Here is a 15,958-nt window from a genome sequence, read left to right as displayed (position 1 = left end):
CGGGTCGCGACGCGCTCCCGTTCGCGGACGGCTCAGTTCGCGCCGCGGACGACGTGCCCGTACTTCAGGAGCGCGACGAACACCGCGCCGCCGAAGGCGTTGCCGAGCGTCGCCAGCACGAGGAATCCGACGTAGTCCGCCGGGGTGATCGCGGACGACACGATCAGCCCGAACAGCACCTCGACGTTGCCCGCGATCGAGTGCGGGAGGTGGAGCAGGCCGATGGTGCCGGTGACGATCAACACGAGCAGGATCCGCGCGGTCGTGTCCTGCGCCGCCGTGATGAGCCACGCCAGCAGCCCCATCAGCCAGCCGGCGAAGACGCCGCCGACGAACAGCCACGTGAGGTCGTGGTCGACGAGCTTCAGGGCGATGGTCTCGAACGCCGCCGGGTCAACGACCCCGAGCTCCGGCATCAGGAGCGTCACGAGCAACGTGAACAGCAGCCCGCCGACGATGTTCCCGACGTACACCAGCCCCCAGAGCCGGCCGAGCTGGCGGACCGACGCCTGGCGGTCGAGGACGGGGATCACTGCCAGCGTCGTGTGTTCGGTGAACAGCTCGGAGCGGCCGAGGATGACGAACATGAACCCGATGGAGTAGACGCTCGCTAACAGCAGCTCGGTCGGGAGGTCGCCGAAACCGCCGGGCGAGAGGGTCAACACGACGGCCATCATCAGCGGGCCGAACCCGATGTCGAGCCCCGCCGACAGCCCGGAGAGGAGCAGCCCGGAGCGCTCCCGGTTCATCTCGTGGAGCCCGCTCTCCAGCAGCGAGCCGAGGATGTTCCGCGACGTCATCTGCTCCGTCGAGTCGGTCTCTGAGTCGCTCACGGGGTGGATCGTCCCCGCTTCGACCGGACCGCACCCAAACCTTTGGATCCCGGCGGGGAGCGACGGGAAGGCACTTCGTCCGACTCGGTTGAAACCCTCACCAGGAGACATATTCTGCTCCGGTTGTGGTCAATACAGACGTAACGACGAGCGATTTCGGGAGTACGTGTAGTACGTCGTGAGTGAGGTCATTTATAAACCAGAGTGCGGTGTTGCTGTCGGCTATTTATAAGTGACTGACGCCACCGCGGCGAGTGTCTCCAAAGCCCCAGCCGGGAGGGCGTCGTACGCTCGCTGTCGTTCGAAAGGCGCGAAGCGCCTTTCGTGATGACGAGAGAGCTTTGCTCTCTCGAACCACGCTCCTCGGTCGCTCACTCCGTTCGCTCCCTGCGGTGCTTACGTCGCCTACGACGCCCTCACGGCTGCCCCTTTGAGTCCCGCCCCACACAGCGACCGCACCTCACGCCTCCCCAACCTCGCCGCTCACGCCCTGCGGGCGTTCGCGGCGTCCCTCGCGCGTGCGACTCGCGCCCTCCGGGCGCTCGTCGGCACGCGCCACCGCACTCCTTTTATAAGCGCTCGTCGCAGTGGCTCACGGCAATTTAAATACTGAATCGCTGCTACCGATCTGCGATACTCACTCCCGCACTCGATCAAGAAGCACTCTTCAGCAACTGGCTGTTTCAGACGAGAGCGGAGCTGAATAGTAGTGTTTCAACGGGGCTCTTCGCCCCGGCGCTCTGACCCCGGCCCGCTCGGTCCTTATAAGTCGTCGGCGCCCATTCCGGCCCGTATGCGCTTCGACCACGTCGGCGTCGCGACACGCGACGCCACCGCCCTCGCCGACCTGTTCGGCGGTCTGCTCGACGCACCGGTCGCCCACGAGGAAGCGTTCGACGGGATGCGCGTCGTCTTCCTCGAACTCGACGGCGGCGGCTACTTCGAGCTGCTCGAACCGGACGCGGGCGGGACGATCGCGGACTATCTCGACCGCGAGGGGCCCGGCGTCCACCACGTCGCGCTCGCGGTCGACGACCTCCCGACCGCGCTCGACGACGCGCGCGACCTCGACATCGACCTCGTCGACGAAGAGCCCCGTCCCGGCGCGTGGGGCCACGAAGTGGCGTTCTGTCACCCGGGATCGACGGGCGGCGTGCTCGTGGAGTTCGTCGAACACTGAGAGGCGGCGGCCCCTCTCGCTCCTACCGGCTCACTCCTCGTCGGACTCGGCCTCGACCGCCGGGTCGTGCGTCTCGTACCAGTCGAGGATCTTCTCCAACCGGTGGATCGCGCGGTCCGGGTCGCCGATGTTGTGGTGTTCGTCGGGGTAGACGACCAGCTCCGCGTCGATCCCCTGCTTGCGCGCCGCGACGTACAGCTGCTCCGACTGCGACGGGGGACACCGCCAGTCCTCGCCGCCGGCCATCACGAGCAGCGGCGTCTCAATGTTCCCGGCGTCGAGGATCGCCGTCGACGCGTCGAACGCCTCCGGGTTCTCCCACGGGAGCCCGAACTCCGCCTCCATCCAGATGTGCGTGTCGTCCGTACCGAACGCGGAACGGATGTCGTAGATCCCGTGTTCCGGGGCCGCGGCGGTGAACAGGTCGGGCTCCTGCGTGACGAGGAACCCCTGCGCGATGCCGCCGTACGAGAAGCCGTGGCCGAACACGCGGTCGGGGTCGACCCAGCCGCGGTCCGCGAGCGCCTCGACGCCGGCCGCGATGTCGTCGACTTCGGCGGTCCCCCACTTCCCGGTCAGCTCCGCGGTGAACTCCCGGCCGCGGGAGGTGCCGCCGCGGTAGTTCGGGCGGAAGACGAGGTAGCCCCGGCTCGTCAACGCGGCGTGCCCGAAGCTGAACACGGGCTCGTCGTACGACATCGGGCCGCCGTGGATCGCCACCACCAGCGGGTGGTCGCCGTCCTCGGGGTCGACGTCGGGGTCGTGGTAGAGGACGCCGTCGAGCGTCCAACCGTCGGACTCCCACTCGACCCGGCGGGCCTCCGGCATCGCGAACTCGTCGACGAGCGACTCGTTGACGCGGGTGAGGCGCCGGAAGGAGTCGGGCTCAGACTCCTTGTCGAGATCGTCGACGTCGACCGCGTACAGGTCGGATCCGTCTTCCGGGTCCGAGAGGACCGTCACCGCCGTCGACCCGTCGTCGGCGACGTCGAACCCGGCCATGGCGCGGTCGCGGCCCTGCGCCTCGAAGAGGCGCTCGACGGTCCCGTCCGTCTCGACGCGGACCAGCCGCGTGCGGCTCTCGTCGGCGATCCGAGTGTAGATCGCGCCGTCGATCCACACCGGCTCGCCGCCCCGGGCGACCGTCCGGTCAAGGTCGGCGGTGAGCGAGACGGGGTCGTCGCGGGCGTCCGCGTCCGCCTCGGCGTCGACGAGGTACACCTCCGCCGGGGCGGGCGGGTCGTCGGGGTCGCTGCCGACCGTCGCGATCCCGTCGCCGTCGGGGCGCCATGCCGGCGCGCCGTGGGTGAGGTCGCCGCCCGTGAGCCGCTCGGCGTCGCCGCCGTCGGGCGAGACGGCGTAGAGGTCGCGGACGGAGGTGTCGTCCGGGCGGTCGAGCCGACAGGAGGTGAACGCGATCCGGTCCTCCGGGCCCCACGTCGGGTCCATCCCGGCGAGGTCCTCGAAGGCGCCGCCGCCGTACGCGTCGTCGAGGCGTCGGGGGTCGCTCTCGGGATCGTCGAGGTCGACGACGAAGAGGTACCGCGTCACCTCGTCGGTCCACCCCGCGCCGTTCACCTTGTGCTGGAGGCGAGTCGTCTCGATGGGGCCGCCCTCCTCGCGGACCTGGTCGAGGTACTCCGACTCCTCGTCGGTCGGGTCGCGCGACTCGATCACGAGGCGGTCCCCGTCGGGCGACCAGTCGAAGCCGGCGACGCCCTCGTCGCGTTCGGTAACCTGACGGGCGTCGCCGCCCAGCGCGAGGTCAAAGATCCACACCTGCGGCTTGGGCTCCTCGTCGCCGTTTCCGAGGGGTTCGTCCTCGTCTTCCTCGGCCTCGTCTCCTCCCTCGTCGTCTTCGGTCTCCGCTTCCTCGTCGTCCTCCTCGTCTCGGTCGCGCCAGCCGACCCGCCGCTCGGCGTCGCGGTCGCGGGCGGCCACGAACGCGAGGCGGTCGCCGTCGGGCCCCCACGTCGGTGCGGAGGCGCCCGAGTCGCTCGTCAGCCGGTGCGGCTCGCGGGAGCCGTCGGTGGGAGCGACGAACAGCGAGGAGACCGCCTCGTCGGCGGCCTGGTCGTACTCGGTCGCGGTGAAGGCGACGCGGTCGCCGGTCGGGGAGACGGCGACCTCGCCGACCTGCGTCAGGTCGTAGTAGGCGTCCAGCGGCAGTTCCGACATGAACCCATCCAGCGGCGGGCGCAGGAAATACGTTCGGGCCGCGGAACCTCGCCGGGCGGGAGCAACGCGGTCGCCCGCGACGCGGAGCGGTGGACGGCGACCGACTTAACCGCGCCGCGCCCGCACCGCAGCCCGTGTTCCGCGATCTCTCGCAGCCGATCGAGACGGGGATGCCGACCTACCCCGGCGATCCCGAGGTGACGCTGGCGTCCGACGCGACCCACGAGGCCGACGGCTACGCGACGAGCGAGCTCCGGACCGGGACGCATGCGGGAACGCACGTCGACGCGCCGACGCACACCGTCCCCGACGGCGAGGCGATAGACGAGCGGGCAGTCGGGCGGTTCGCGTTCGACGCGCGGCTCGTCGACCCCCGCCCGCTCGAACCGCGGGAAGCGATCGCGCCCGACGCGCTGCCCGAGCCGAGCGACCTCGACCCGAACGTCGATCTCCTCGTCCTCCGGACCGGGTGGGAATCGCACTGGGGGACCGAGCGGTACCGCGACCACCCGTATCTGACCGCGGCGGCCGCCGAGCGCTGTCGCGCGGCGGGGGTCGGCGTCGGTCTCGATACGTTCGGGCCCGATCTGACCCCGACCGCGGGAGGCGCCGCCGGATCGTCCGCGACCGCATGCGACGCCGACTCGGCCGCAACGACGGACGACGAACCCGGCGGGACTCCCTCCCACGACGTCCTCTTGGGCGACTCGCTCCCGATCGTCGAGAACCTCCGCGGCCTCGACGGCCTCCCGCACCGGTTCCGGATCTACGCCTTCCCGCTCCGGCTTCGCGGCGCCGACGGGTCGCCGGTGCGCGCGGTCGCGGAGTGGGAGAATTAGCCGGCCGCGGACCGCCGCGCGCGCCGGATCGCGGGCGCCCCAGACCAAACCCGTTTTAAGCGTCGGCGACGAACCGCGCCATAAGGTCGATATCCATGGAAATGCCACGCCGCTTCAACACGTACTGCCCACACTGTGACTCCCACCACGAGCACGAGGTGGAGAAGGTCCGATCGGGTCGCGCGACCGGAATGAAGCGCGACGCGCGGCAGCGACGCCGCGCACTCGCGACGATCGGCAACGCCGGCGGGTACTCGAAGGTGCCCGGTGGCGACAAGCCGACGAAGAAGACCCACCTGAAGTACCGCTGCGGCGACTGCGGGAAAGCCCACATGCGCGAGGGATGGCGCGCCGGCCGTCTCACGTTCCAGGAGTAAGCATGGCGGGAGACTTCCACCGCGTCGCCTGCGGCGACTGCGAGAACGAACAGGTCGTCTTCGGCAAGGCCTCCTCCACGGTGTCGTGCGCGGTCTGCGGCACGACCCTCGCGACCCCAACCGGCGGAGAGGCGGAGCTTCACGGCGAAATCGTCGAAACCGTTGAGGCGCGGTAACCGCCTCACCCACCCCGTATGAAGTACAGCGGCTGGCCCGAACCCGGCGAGTTGGTGGTCGGCGACGTCGACGAGATCGCCGACTTCGGCGTGTTCGTCGACCTCGACGAGTACGAGGAGAAGCGCGGCCTCTGTCACATCAGCGAGGTCGCCTCCGGCTGGATCAAGAACGTCCGCGACCACGTCCGCGAGGGACAGACGGTCGTCGCGAAGGTGTTGGAGGTCGACGAGTCGTCGAACCAGATCGACCTCTCGATCAAAGACGTCAACGAACACCAGCGCAAGGAGACGATCCAAGACTGGAAGAACGCCCAGAAGGCCGACAACTGGATGCTCATCGCGCTCGGCGAGGACGTCGACGACGACCGCTACACGTCGGTCGCCAACGCCCTCCTCGCAGAGTACGAGAGCCTCTACGACGCCTTCGAGTCGGCCGCGATCAGCGGCGACGAGGCGCTCGACGACGTCGACGTCGACGGCGACACCGCCGACGCGATCGTCACGGCCGCCCGCGACAACGTCTCCGTCCCGTACGTCGACGTGACGGGGTACGTCGACCTCGAGTCTGCGGCCCCCGACGGCGTCGACGACGTGCGCGACGCGCTCGCGGCCGCCGAGGGGAACGGCGAGATCCCGGACGGCGTCGAGCTCGACGTCGGCTACGTGGGCTCGCCCGAGTACCGGATCAAGGTCCGCGCGCCGGACTACAAGACGGCGGAGTCGCAGCTCGAGACCGCCGCCGAGCGCGCCCGCGAGTCGATCGAGGCCGCCGGCGGCGCCGGCGAGTTCCACCGCGAGCGACGCGAAGACGACGAGTAACCGCGGCCCGTTCGACCCGCAACCTTTTACCGTGAAATCAGATATCCGCGTCTGCGCGAACTGGGAGACCGCTCACGACCGACCGGTGTACGCGCTCGGCGACCGCTGTCCGGCGTGCGACGGCCCCACCGAGAACAGCGCGCCGGCCCCGTTCGGCCCGGAGGACCCCTACGGCGAGTACCGCCGGCGGGCGCGGCGGCGGTCGGAGTAGCCCCGCCCCGACCGGGACGCGGCGGAGGTCCGTCGGCTGCGACCGATCGCGAGCCGGTGGAACGCAAGCCACCGGAATAGCCACGCTCTTGTGACCGCCGCCCGGACGGACGGGGTATGGAGGACATCGAGATCGACGAGGTCGCGACGCCGGAGTTAGAGAACCCGGTGTTGATCGAGGGGCTGCCGGGCGTCGGCCACGTGGGGAAACTGGCGGCCGAACACCTCTTGGAAGAGTTCGACGGGGAATTAGTCCGTCGGGTGTACGCCACGGAGTTCCCGCCGCAGGTGAGCGTCGACGACGAGGGGGTCGCGGAGCTGACCTGCGCCGAGTTCCACGCCGTCGAGACCGACGGCGCTGACCTGCTCGTGCTGACCGGCGACCACCAGGCCGGGTCGAACGCGGGCCACTACAAGCTCACCTCGACGTTCCTCGACGTGGCCGAGGAGTTCGGCGCCGAGCGCGCGTTCGCGCTCGGGGGCGTCCCGACCGGCGAGCTCGTCGAGGAGTACACCGTCCTCGGCGCGGTCTCCGACGCGTCCCTCGTCGACGACCTCGAAGACGCCGGCGTGGAGTTCCGCGCGGACGAGCCGGCCGGCGGCATCGTCGGCGTCTCCGGACTCGTGCTCGGCCTCGGCGGTCGGCGCGGCTTCGAGGCCGCCTGCCTGATGGGCGAGACGAGCGGCTACCTCGTCGACCCGAAGAGCGCGCGGGCGGTGCTGGAGACGCTGGAGGCCGTCCTCGAGTTCACCCTCGACTACGAGAGCCTGGAGGACCGCGCCGAGGAGATGGAGGAGGTCGTCGGCAAGATCCAAGAGATGCAGGAGGGCCCCGCCGTCCCGGACGACGACCTGCGCTACATCGGTTGAATCGGGCGCATTCGCCGGACTCGCCTCGTACTCTCCGCGGCAGTTCGCTTCGGTCCGGCGACCGGGACCCCCGCTTCCGGCAGAGCTAAACCGCATCCCCAATCATCGTCCGTGTATGACAGAGGTACGCGTCGCCGGAGTCGGGCTCACTCCCTTCGGCCGGCACCCGGAGCGCACCGGTCGCGACCTGTTCGGCGAGGCCGCGCTGCGGGCGTTCGAGGACGCGGCGGTCGACAGGGCCGACGTCGAGGAGCTGAACTACGGGAACTTCATGGGGGCGCTCGCCGAACACCAGGGCCACCAGGCGCCGCTGATGGCCGAGGCCGCGGGGGTCCGCTGCCCGGCGACGCGCTACGAGTCGGCGTGCGCGTCGGCCGGCGTCGCGGTCCGCGAGGCGGTCCGGACGGTGGCCGCGGGCGACGCCGACGTTGTCCTCGCGGGCGGGATGGAGCGAATGACGAACCTCCCGACCGACGAAGTGACCGAGGGGCTCGCCATCGCGGCCGACGACCTCTACGAGGTGCGGGCCGGGGTGACCTTCCCGGGCGCGTACGCGCTCATGGCCAACGCCTACTTCGACGCGTACGGGGGGAGCCGCGAGGACCTCGCCCATATCGCGTCGAAGAACCACGAGAACGCCCTCCCGAACGAGTACGCCCAGTACCGCAGGGAGGTGTCCGTCGCGGAGGCGATGGACGCCCCGCCGGTCGCGGAGCCGCTCCACCTCTACGACGCCTGTCCGATCACCGACGGCGCGAGCGCGCTCGTCCTCGTCTCCGAGGAGTACGCCGCCGAGCACGACCTCGACGCCTCGGTCGCGGTGACGGGGACCGGGCAGGGGACCGACCGGATGGCGCTCGGGGACCGCGAGCACCTCGCGCGGACGCCCGCCGCCGACGACGCGGCCGACGCGGCCTACGCGGACGCGGGCGTCGAGGCGGCCGACGTCGACGTCGCCGAGGTCCACGACTGCTTCACCATCGCGGAGGTGCTGGCGCTGGAGTCGCTCGGGCTGTTCGAACCGGGTGAGGGGATCTCGGCGGCCCGCGAGGGGCTCACGACCGCCGACGGCGACCTCCCGGTGAACCTCTCCGGCGGGCTGAAGGCGAAGGGCCACCCGGTCGGCGCCACCGGCGGCTCGCAGATCGCCGAGCTGACCCGCCTGCTCCGGGGCGACCATCCCAACAGCGAGCACGTCCCGGAGGCGGAGGTCGGCGTCGCGCACAACGCGGGCGGCACGGTCGCCAGCGCGGTCGTCCACGTGCTGGAGGTGGCCGGATGAGCGACGACGGCGCGGACGCGGCGGACGAGACGGACGAGACGGACGCGGCGCCGCCGACGGACCGCCACTACGCCGAGTGGCTCGACGCGCTCGCCGACGGGGACGGGTTCGCCTTGGTCTGTCCGGAGGGGCACGGCTCCCTCCCCCCGCGGCAGGTGTGTCCCGAGTGCGGTTCCCCCGACCTCTCGCGGGACCCCCTCGACGAGACGGGGACCGTCGAGACGTACAGCGTCGTCCACGTCCCGTCGCCGCGCTTCGCGGACGACGCGCCGTACGCGACCGCGGTGGCGGACTTCGGTCCCACGCGGCTAACGGGGGTCGTCCGCGACGGCGGCGCGGACGGCGAAGCGCCCGCGGTCGAAATCGGCGACGTGGTCGCGGTCGACGTGGGCGACCGGGCCACCGACGGCGAGCGCCTCGTTGTCTTTCGGCCGGCGGGCGAGCGCTGAGCGCGGCGGCCGCCGACGGCGCCGGTGAGCCGAAACGGACCCCGGTCCCCGGGGGCGTTTCCGTGACGAGCGTGTCAGCGCCAAAACCGTTATATCCGGGTCGTCGGTAGTCGGGACACATGCCCGACCGCATTCCGGTCCTCCTCGTCGACGACGACCCGGACCTGCGCGAGGTCACCGCCTCGTTTCTGGAGCGCGAGGCGGACCGGATCGCGGTCGAGACGGCGCCCGGCGCGGCCGAAGGCCTCGACGCCTTAGCGGAGCGCGACGTCGAGTGTATCGTCTCCGACTACGAGATGCCCGGGAAGGACGGGCTCGCGTTCCTCGCCGACGTTCGAGAGCGCCACCCGGACCTCCCCTTCATCCTCTTCACCGGACGGGGGAGCGAGGAGGTCGCGAGCGAGGCGATCTCCGCCGGCGTCACCGACTACCTCCAGAAGCGCGGCGGCACGGAGCGGTACGAGCGGCTGGCGAACCGGATCGTCGAGGCCGTCGAGAAGCGGCGGGCCGAGCGGGACGCGGAGCAGGCGGTCGAGCAGTTCCGCGCGGTCGCGGAGGGCGCGTCCGACGCGATCGTAACGATCGACACAGAGGGCGTGATCCGGTTCGCGAACCCGGCCGTCGAGCCCGTGTTGGGGTACGAACCGTCGGAGTTAGAGGGGGAACCGCTGACGACGCTGATGCCCGAGCGACACCGCGAGGCCCACCGCGAGGCGGTCGACCGGTACCTCGCCACCGGCGAGCGCGGCGTCGACTGGTCGGACGTTCGGTTCAACGCGCTCCACCGCGGCGGGAGAGAGGTCCCCGTCTCCCTGTCATACGGCGAGTACGAGGTCGACGGGGAGCGGCGGTTCGTGGGCGTGATCCGCGACGACGGCGAGCGGGAGCGCCACCGGGCGTTCATCGAACACGCCAGCGACGTGGTCGCGGTGCTGTCGAGCGACTGGCGGTTCCGGTACCTGAGTCCCTCCTGTGAGCGCGTGACCGGCCACGCGCCGTCGGACCTGCTCGGTGAGCGGTCGCTGGACTACATTCACCCCGAGGACCGCGACGCGGTCAGGACGGCGTTCGAAGAACCCACCGCCGGCGAGAGCCCCCCGACCGCCGAGTACCGGTTCGAGACGGCCGACGGCGAGTTCCGCTGGCTCGAATCTGTCGGGAGCGAACGGCTCGATACCGACGACGTCGAGGGGTACGTCGTCACCACGCGCGACGTTTCCGAGCGAAAGGAGCGCGAGCGGACCCTCGCCCGGCTCCGGGAGTGGACGCGAGAGCTCAACTACTCCCGGACCGCAGAGGAGACCGCCGAACTGGCCGTGACGGCGGTCGACGACCTGGTCGACGCCGGGCTGAGCGGGATCCACCTGCTCAACGAGGCCGGCGACCACCTCGCACCCGCGGCGCTCGGCCAGTCGGTGCCGGATATGTTCGACGAGCAGCCGGGGTACGACCGCGACGCCCCGCCGGGGACGCGGTCGGCGCTGGCGTGGGACGCCTTCCGCGGCGACGGGTCGGTCGTCATCGACGATCTGTCGACGTACGAGGAGCTCGACGAGGATTCCCCCGCCGAGAGCCTCGTGTTGCGCCCGATCGGCGACCACGGGCTCTTCATCGTCTCGTCCCCGGAGGCGCACAACTTCAGCGACACCGACGTCCTCGTGGCCGAGATCCTCACCGGCCACCTGGAGGCGGCGCTCGACCGCATCGAGCGGGAGAGCCGCGTCGAGCGGCTCCACGGCGCCACTCGAACGCTCGTGGGGGCGGAGTCTCGGGAGGAGATCGCCGAGCGGGCGGTCGAGGCGGCCACCGACGTGCTGGGCTTCTCGATCGTCACCGTCCGGGTCCACGACGAGGCGGCCGGGGGACTGGTGCCGGCGGCGGTCTCGCCGGAGGCCGCGGAGCTGCTCCCGGAGCGCGAGACGTTCACGCCCGACGGCGGGAGCCTCAACTGGGCGGTCTTCGAGGAGGGCGAGCAGCGGATGTACGACGACATCCGGACAACGGACGCGCTCGACGCCGACACGGCGCTCCGAAGCCTGCTTATCGTCCCGATCGGCGAGTACGGGACGATCGCGGTCGGCGAGACGGAGCCGGGGGTGTTCGACGGCGTCGACGAGTACCTCGCCGGCATCCTCGCGACCGCGGCCGAGACGGCGTTCCAAGCCGAGGCGCGCACCCGACGGCTCGCCGAGCGGACCGCAGAGTTAGAGCGGCAGAACGACCGGCTCGAGGAGTTCGCCGGCGTGGTGTCACACGACCTCCGGAACCCGTTAGAGGTCGCTCGCGGCCGGACCGAACTGGCCCGCGATGAGTGCGACAGCGACCACCTGGCGGCGGTCGAGCGCGCGCACGACCGGATGACCGCCCTGATCGACGACCTGCTCACGCTCGCCCGCGAGGACGACCCCGTGACCGACGCCGAGCCGGTCGATCTGAGACGGGTCGTCGGATCCTGCTGGCGGACCGTCGACACGCGAGACGCGACGCTGCGTAGCGAGGCCGAGGGGAGTATCCTCGCGGACGAGGGGCGGCTCAGACAGCTGTTGGAGAACCTGATCCGAAATGCGATCGAACACGGCGGCGAGGACGTGACAGTCACCGTCGGAACGCTGCCGGACGGCTTCTACGTGGCCGACGACGGGCCGGGGATCGACCCCGACCGGCGCGAAGAGGTGTTCGACGCCGGCCACTCGACCTCGCAGTCGGGGACCGGGTTCGGGTTACGGATCGTCGAGCAGGTGGCCGACGCGCACGGGTGGTCGGTGCGCGCGGTCGAGAGCGAAGCGGGCGGGGCGCGGTTCGAGGTCACCGGGGTCAAGTCCGCGGAGTAACCGGGTCGAGACGCGACCGGAGAAAAAGCGGGTTCGAACGGTCGGCTTTTCGCGTGGCCTCGTCAGTCCCGCGTGACCAGCTCGACCTCGTGGCCGTCTTGGTCCTTCGTGAACGCGTAGTTGTGGTCGCACGATTCGGGGTCGCGGTAGTCGGGCGCCTCGCGGGTCATGAGGTCGTCCCAGGCGTCGTCAAGGTCGTCGACGCGCACCGCGACGTGCCCCCAGCCGTCGCCCATCGTGTACTCGCGGCCGTCGTAGTTGTAGGTGAGCTCGATCTTCATCGCCTCCTCCGGGGCGTCCTCGGGCGCCACGAAGTAGTTCGAGAAGGAGTCCGCCTCCCAGCGGCCGGGAACCTCGGTGTACTCGAACTTGCGGGTCCAGTAGCCGAGCGCCTCGTCGGCGTCCTCGACGCGGATCATCGTGTGGTCGATGCTCCACTTCGCGCCGTGGTCGCGCTTGACGATCTCGATCTCGTGGCCGTCCGGGTCCTTCACGAACGCGTAGCGGTTCCCACAGGACTCGGGGTCGCGGTAGTCCTCGACGCCCTCCGCCATCAGCTGGTCGTACGACTCCTGGAGCGCGTCCTCCGGGACGCGGACCGCGATGTGGCCCCAGGCGTCGCCGAGGTCGTAGGTGCGGTCGTCGTGGTTGTACGTGAGCTCCAGCAGGGCGCCGTCCTCGTGGACGTCCTCGGGCCCGAGGAAGACGTTGGTGAACGTGTCCGCCTCCCAGCGGCCCTTCTCCTCGTAGTTCAGGTGGGTCTGGTACCAGTCGAGGCTCTCCTCCAAGTCCTCGACGCGGATCATCACGTGGTCGAAGGTTCCGTCCATACGCCAGCGAATGGCCGCTCGGGTCAAAAGCGTACTGAAGCCCGAACCCGTCCTGCCCGAGGCCCGAACCCGTCCGGCACTGCGGACCGGGCGAACTGATACCGCCAAAATCCGTGTTTTATTAACGCCGCACGGAGTGGATAGATACCACTCGACGCCCCATTCCGGACGTTCGCCGTCTTCCGGCGGCGGACGTTCCAAATGGCAAACGAACCGACGAAGCCGTCCGCGCCGGACGGCACGACAGCGCAGTATCGCTCGCACGCAACACCTCCCGACTCGGGGACGCTCCGGCAGATCGCCGCGTTCGCGGCCGGCGCGCCGTTCACGGCGCTCGTCGCGGCCGTCGAGGTGGCGGTCGTGACGGCCGCGCTCGGCGTGCCGCTCTCGACCGCGCCGGTCGCGGTGGGGTTAGTGGCGTTCGCGGTGTACACCGCGGACCACGTCGCCGACGCCGAGGGCGACGCCGACTCGACCCCGTTGCGGGCGCGGATCGCGCTCCGCTACGGGGATCAGCTGATGGTCGTCGCCGCGGTGAGCTACGGCTTAGCCGTCGCGCTCGCGGTCGGCGCCGGTCCCGCGGCGCTCGCGCTCGTCCTCGTCCCGGGCGCGGTGTGGATCGGCTACGCCACCGACTGGCTCCCGGCCGCGGGAGCCTTCGTCGCGCCGCTCGGCGGGGCCTCCGTGCCGCGCCTGAAGGACGTGTTCCTCCTCAACTCCGCGGCCGTCGCGCTCGCTTGGGCGGTCGCCGTCGTCGCCGCGCCGCTCGCGTTCGCCGGCGTTCCCGTGGACTCGGCCGGAGCGCCCGCGGTCGCCCTGCTTTTCGCCTACGTCTTCGCCCGCTCGTTCGTCGACGTCGAGGTCCCGAACGTCAGGGACGTCGCGGCCGACGCCGCGCGGGGCGTGGCGACGCTCCCCGTCGTCTACGGAGTCAGCGGAACGCGGCGGGCCCTGCTGGCCGTCGACGCCGTCGCCGCCGGACTGCTGGCGGCCACCGCCGCGACCGGCGCCGCGTCGACCCCCGCCCTCGCCGCGCTCGGCGTCGGCCTCGCCGTTTCGGTGACCGTCACCGCGCTGGCCGACCGGCTCGGCGGCGCGGCGCTCGGGGTCGCGCCCGACTGTAGCTACCTCGTCGCCGGCGCCGTCCTCCTCGCGATCGGCTGGTGAGGTCGCGTCCGCGGGTCCGAGGGCCCCAACGGCCGGTTTTTTCGATAAGACAACTCGACCCGATGAGTTATAAATCCAATGTGCGTAAAAAACGGTATGGCCGCGCTGAGTCCCCTCTCCGTCGCCCTCCTCGTCGCGGTCACGGTCGGGTTGGCGGCGGCGATCCTCGCGTGGCGGGAGCGGCCGGAGCCGGGCGCGACGTGGCTCGCGGTGCTGCTCACCGGACAGGTGTGGTGGGCGACGTTCCTCGTCTTCGAGCTGGAGGCGACGACGCTGCCGGCGAAGGCGCTCTGGTACGACGTCCAGTGGGTCGGCGTCGTCGCGATCCCGGTCGGCTGGCTCTTCTTCGCGCTGGCGTACACCGGCTACGACCGCTACGTGACGCCCTTCTCCGTGGCGCTCGTGTCGGTCATTCCGGTCGCCACCGTCGCGGTCGCCGCCGCCGGCGACCCGGGCGACCTCCTCGCGGTCGACCGGGTCGTGCGCGAGACAGCCGTCGGGACGTTCCTCGACGTCGTCCCCGGCCCGCTGTACTACGTCATCGCGGGATACACCTACCTCCTCGGCGCGGTCGGATCGGTTCCGCTGATCCAGCTGATCCGCGACGACGCCCGCCCGTTCCGGGGACAGAGCGCGGCGCTGCTCGTCGGGACCGCTGCGCCGTGGGCCGGGAACCTCGCGCACCTCTCCGGCGCGGTGCCGATCCCCGGGCTCGACCCCACCCCGCTGGCGTTCGCGGTCTCCGGCGTGGCGTACCTGCTCGCGCTCTCGCGGTTCCGCCTGCTGACGCTCGCGCCGGCCCCCCGCCGCCGCGCCCGGCAGCTCGTCTTTGAGCAGCTTCACGACCCCGTCTTCGTCGTCGGCACGGAGGGCCTCCTCGTCGACCTGAACGAGTGCGCGGCCGAGACGTTCGGGATCGACCGACGCGACGCGATCGGCGAGCCCGCGGCGACCGTCGTGCCGAAGTACGACGCGATCCGCGAGCTCGACGGCACCGACGCCGACAAACCGCGGCCGATACCGATCGTCGGCCGCGACGGCCAACGGCCGTACGAGGCGACGGTTCGGGACGTCGTCGACGACCACGACCGCACCACGGCCCGGGTGATCACCTTCCACGACGTCGGGGCGTACCTCGGCCAACAGCAGCGGCTCAACGTCTTGAACCGCGTGTTCCGTCACGACGTTCGGACGGAGACCAACCTCATCCAGGGGTACGCCGAACAGCTCCGCTCGGACCCGACCGACGAGCGCGCCCTTTCGATCATCGAGGAGAGCGCCGGGCGGATGCTCGAACTCAGCGAGCGCACCCGGACCGCCGGCGAGCTGTTCGACCCGACGGAGGAGTCCGAGACGGCGCCGCTCACGGACGCCGTCGACGAGGCCGTCGCGGAGGCGAGAGCCGTCGCCCCCGACGCGCGGATCGAGGTCGGGCAGGTGGCGCCGGTCCCGGTTCCGGTCGTGTTGGAGGTCGTCTTGGGGAACCTCTGTACGAACGCGGTCAGACACAACGACGCGGACGCGCCGTGGATGCGGATCGACGCCGCGGTCGCGGACGGCTGGGTCGAGGTCACCGTCGCGGACGACGGGCCCGGGATCGACCCCGCCGAGTACGACGTGTTGGACCGCGGCACGGAGACGCCGCTGCGACACGGCAGCGGGATCGGCCTGTGGATCGTCAAGTGGGGCGTCGACCACCTCGGCGGACGGATCTCGTTCGACGAGCGCGAGCCGAGCGGGACGATAGTGACGGTCTGCGTCCCGGTCGACCGCTCGGAGACGCCGGGCGCCGACTCGGACGGGGAGCCCCCGGATCCGCCCCTCGACGACTCGGCGACAACCGGCGAGTCGGCCTCGCTGGGGCCGCCGCCGAACGCGGGTCGATAGGCACTTGACGCCGGGCGGCGACCCCGACGT

Annotated in this window: 15 protein-coding genes; 12 read left to right on the top strand and 3 right to left on the bottom strand. The window is 71.0% G+C overall.

Going from position 1 to position 15,958, the window contains the following annotated elements:
• Window positions 1-32: 32 nt before the first annotated feature.
• Window positions 33-833 (bottom strand): formate/nitrite transporter family protein, encoded by an 801-nt coding sequence (locus tag B378_RS0107525; RefSeq protein WP_017343199.1) that lies wholly within the window; start codon window positions 831-833, stop codon window positions 33-35.
• A gap of 793 nt (window positions 834-1,626) precedes the next feature.
• Between B378_RS0107525 and mce the strand changes: the two genes are divergently transcribed.
• Window positions 1,627-2,013 (top strand): methylmalonyl-CoA epimerase, encoded by a 387-nt coding sequence (gene mce, locus B378_RS0107520; RefSeq protein WP_017343198.1) that lies wholly within the window; start codon window positions 1,627-1,629, stop codon window positions 2,011-2,013.
• Between the two features lie 30 nt (window positions 2,014-2,043).
• Here the strand turns inward: mce and B378_RS0107515 are convergent, their stop codons facing one another.
• Complete coding sequence (locus tag B378_RS0107515; RefSeq protein ID WP_017343197.1) at window positions 2,044-4,191, bottom strand: S9 family peptidase; 2,148 nt, start codon at window positions 4,189-4,191, stop codon at window positions 2,044-2,046.
• A 134-nt stretch (window positions 4,192-4,325) separates the two neighbouring features.
• Between B378_RS0107515 and B378_RS0107510 the strand changes: the two genes are divergently transcribed.
• The 9 genes from B378_RS0107510 to B378_RS0107470 all read left to right on the top strand — a co-directional run bounded on the left by B378_RS0107510 (window position 4,326) and on the right by B378_RS0107470 (window position 12,044).
• On the top strand, window positions 4,326-5,030 hold the full coding sequence (locus tag B378_RS0107510; protein ID WP_017343196.1) for a cyclase family protein: 705 nt from the start codon (window positions 4,326-4,328) through the stop codon (window positions 5,028-5,030).
• Between the two features lie 95 nt (window positions 5,031-5,125).
• Window positions 5,126-5,407, top strand: a complete 282-nt coding sequence (locus B378_RS0107505) for a 50S ribosomal protein L44e (protein WP_004595867.1) — start codon at window positions 5,126-5,128, stop codon at window positions 5,405-5,407.
• 2 nt (window positions 5,408-5,409) lie between these two features.
• Window positions 5,410-5,583, top strand: a complete 174-nt coding sequence (locus tag B378_RS0107500; RefSeq protein ID WP_004595868.1) for a 30S ribosomal protein S27e — start codon at window positions 5,410-5,412, stop codon at window positions 5,581-5,583.
• A gap of 18 nt (window positions 5,584-5,601) precedes the next feature.
• Complete coding sequence (locus tag B378_RS0107495; protein ID WP_017343194.1) at window positions 5,602-6,402, top strand: translation initiation factor IF-2 subunit alpha; 801 nt, start codon at window positions 5,602-5,604, stop codon at window positions 6,400-6,402.
• 31 nt (window positions 6,403-6,433) lie between these two features.
• Window positions 6,434-6,613 carry an RNA-protein complex protein Nop10 gene (locus tag B378_RS0107490; RefSeq protein WP_004595878.1) on the top strand — a complete coding sequence of 60 codons (180 nt, stop codon included), beginning with the start codon at window positions 6,434-6,436 and terminating at the stop codon, window positions 6,611-6,613.
• Between the two features lie 116 nt (window positions 6,614-6,729).
• A complete protein-coding gene (locus B378_RS0107485; protein WP_017343193.1) occupies window positions 6,730-7,482 on the top strand; it encodes a proteasome assembly chaperone family protein in 753 nt (250 codons plus the stop codon).
• A 115-nt stretch (window positions 7,483-7,597) separates the two neighbouring features.
• A complete protein-coding gene (locus tag B378_RS0107480) occupies window positions 7,598-8,764 on the top strand; it encodes a thiolase domain-containing protein (RefSeq protein WP_017343192.1) in 1,167 nt (388 codons plus the stop codon).
• Entirely contained in the window at window positions 8,761-9,213 is a 453-nt protein-coding gene (locus B378_RS0107475) for a Zn-ribbon domain-containing OB-fold protein (RefSeq protein ID WP_017343191.1), read from the top strand. The genes B378_RS0107480 and B378_RS0107475 overlap by 4 nt, the downstream gene beginning before the upstream one ends.
• Window positions 9,214-9,332: 119 nt before the next feature.
• A complete protein-coding gene (locus B378_RS0107470) occupies window positions 9,333-12,044 on the top strand; it encodes a PAS domain S-box protein (protein WP_017343190.1) in 2,712 nt (903 codons plus the stop codon).
• Window positions 12,045-12,106: 62 nt separating this feature from the next.
• Here the strand turns inward: B378_RS0107470 and B378_RS0107465 are convergent, their stop codons facing one another.
• Window positions 12,107-12,874 carry a VOC family protein gene (locus tag B378_RS0107465; protein ID WP_017343189.1) on the bottom strand — a complete coding sequence of 256 codons (768 nt, stop codon included), beginning with the start codon at window positions 12,872-12,874 and terminating at the stop codon, window positions 12,107-12,109.
• A gap of 201 nt (window positions 12,875-13,075) precedes the next feature.
• On the opposite strand from B378_RS0107465, the gene B378_RS0107460 reads away from it, so the two are divergent.
• On the top strand, window positions 13,076-14,041 hold the full coding sequence (locus B378_RS0107460; protein ID WP_017343188.1) for a UbiA family prenyltransferase: 966 nt from the start codon (window positions 13,076-13,078) through the stop codon (window positions 14,039-14,041).
• 96 nt (window positions 14,042-14,137) lie between these two features.
• On the top strand, window positions 14,138-15,928 hold the full coding sequence (locus tag B378_RS0107455; RefSeq protein ID WP_017343187.1) for a histidine kinase N-terminal 7TM domain-containing protein: 1,791 nt from the start codon (window positions 14,138-14,140) through the stop codon (window positions 15,926-15,928).
• The last annotated feature ends 30 nt before the right edge of the window (window positions 15,929-15,958 follow it).

Source organism: Halorubrum sp. T3 (assembly GCF_000296615.1).
Lineage (GTDB): Archaea > Halobacteriota > Halobacteria > Halobacteriales > Haloferacaceae > Halorubrum > Halorubrum ruber.
This window is presented reverse-complemented; position numbering and strand designations above follow the sequence as displayed.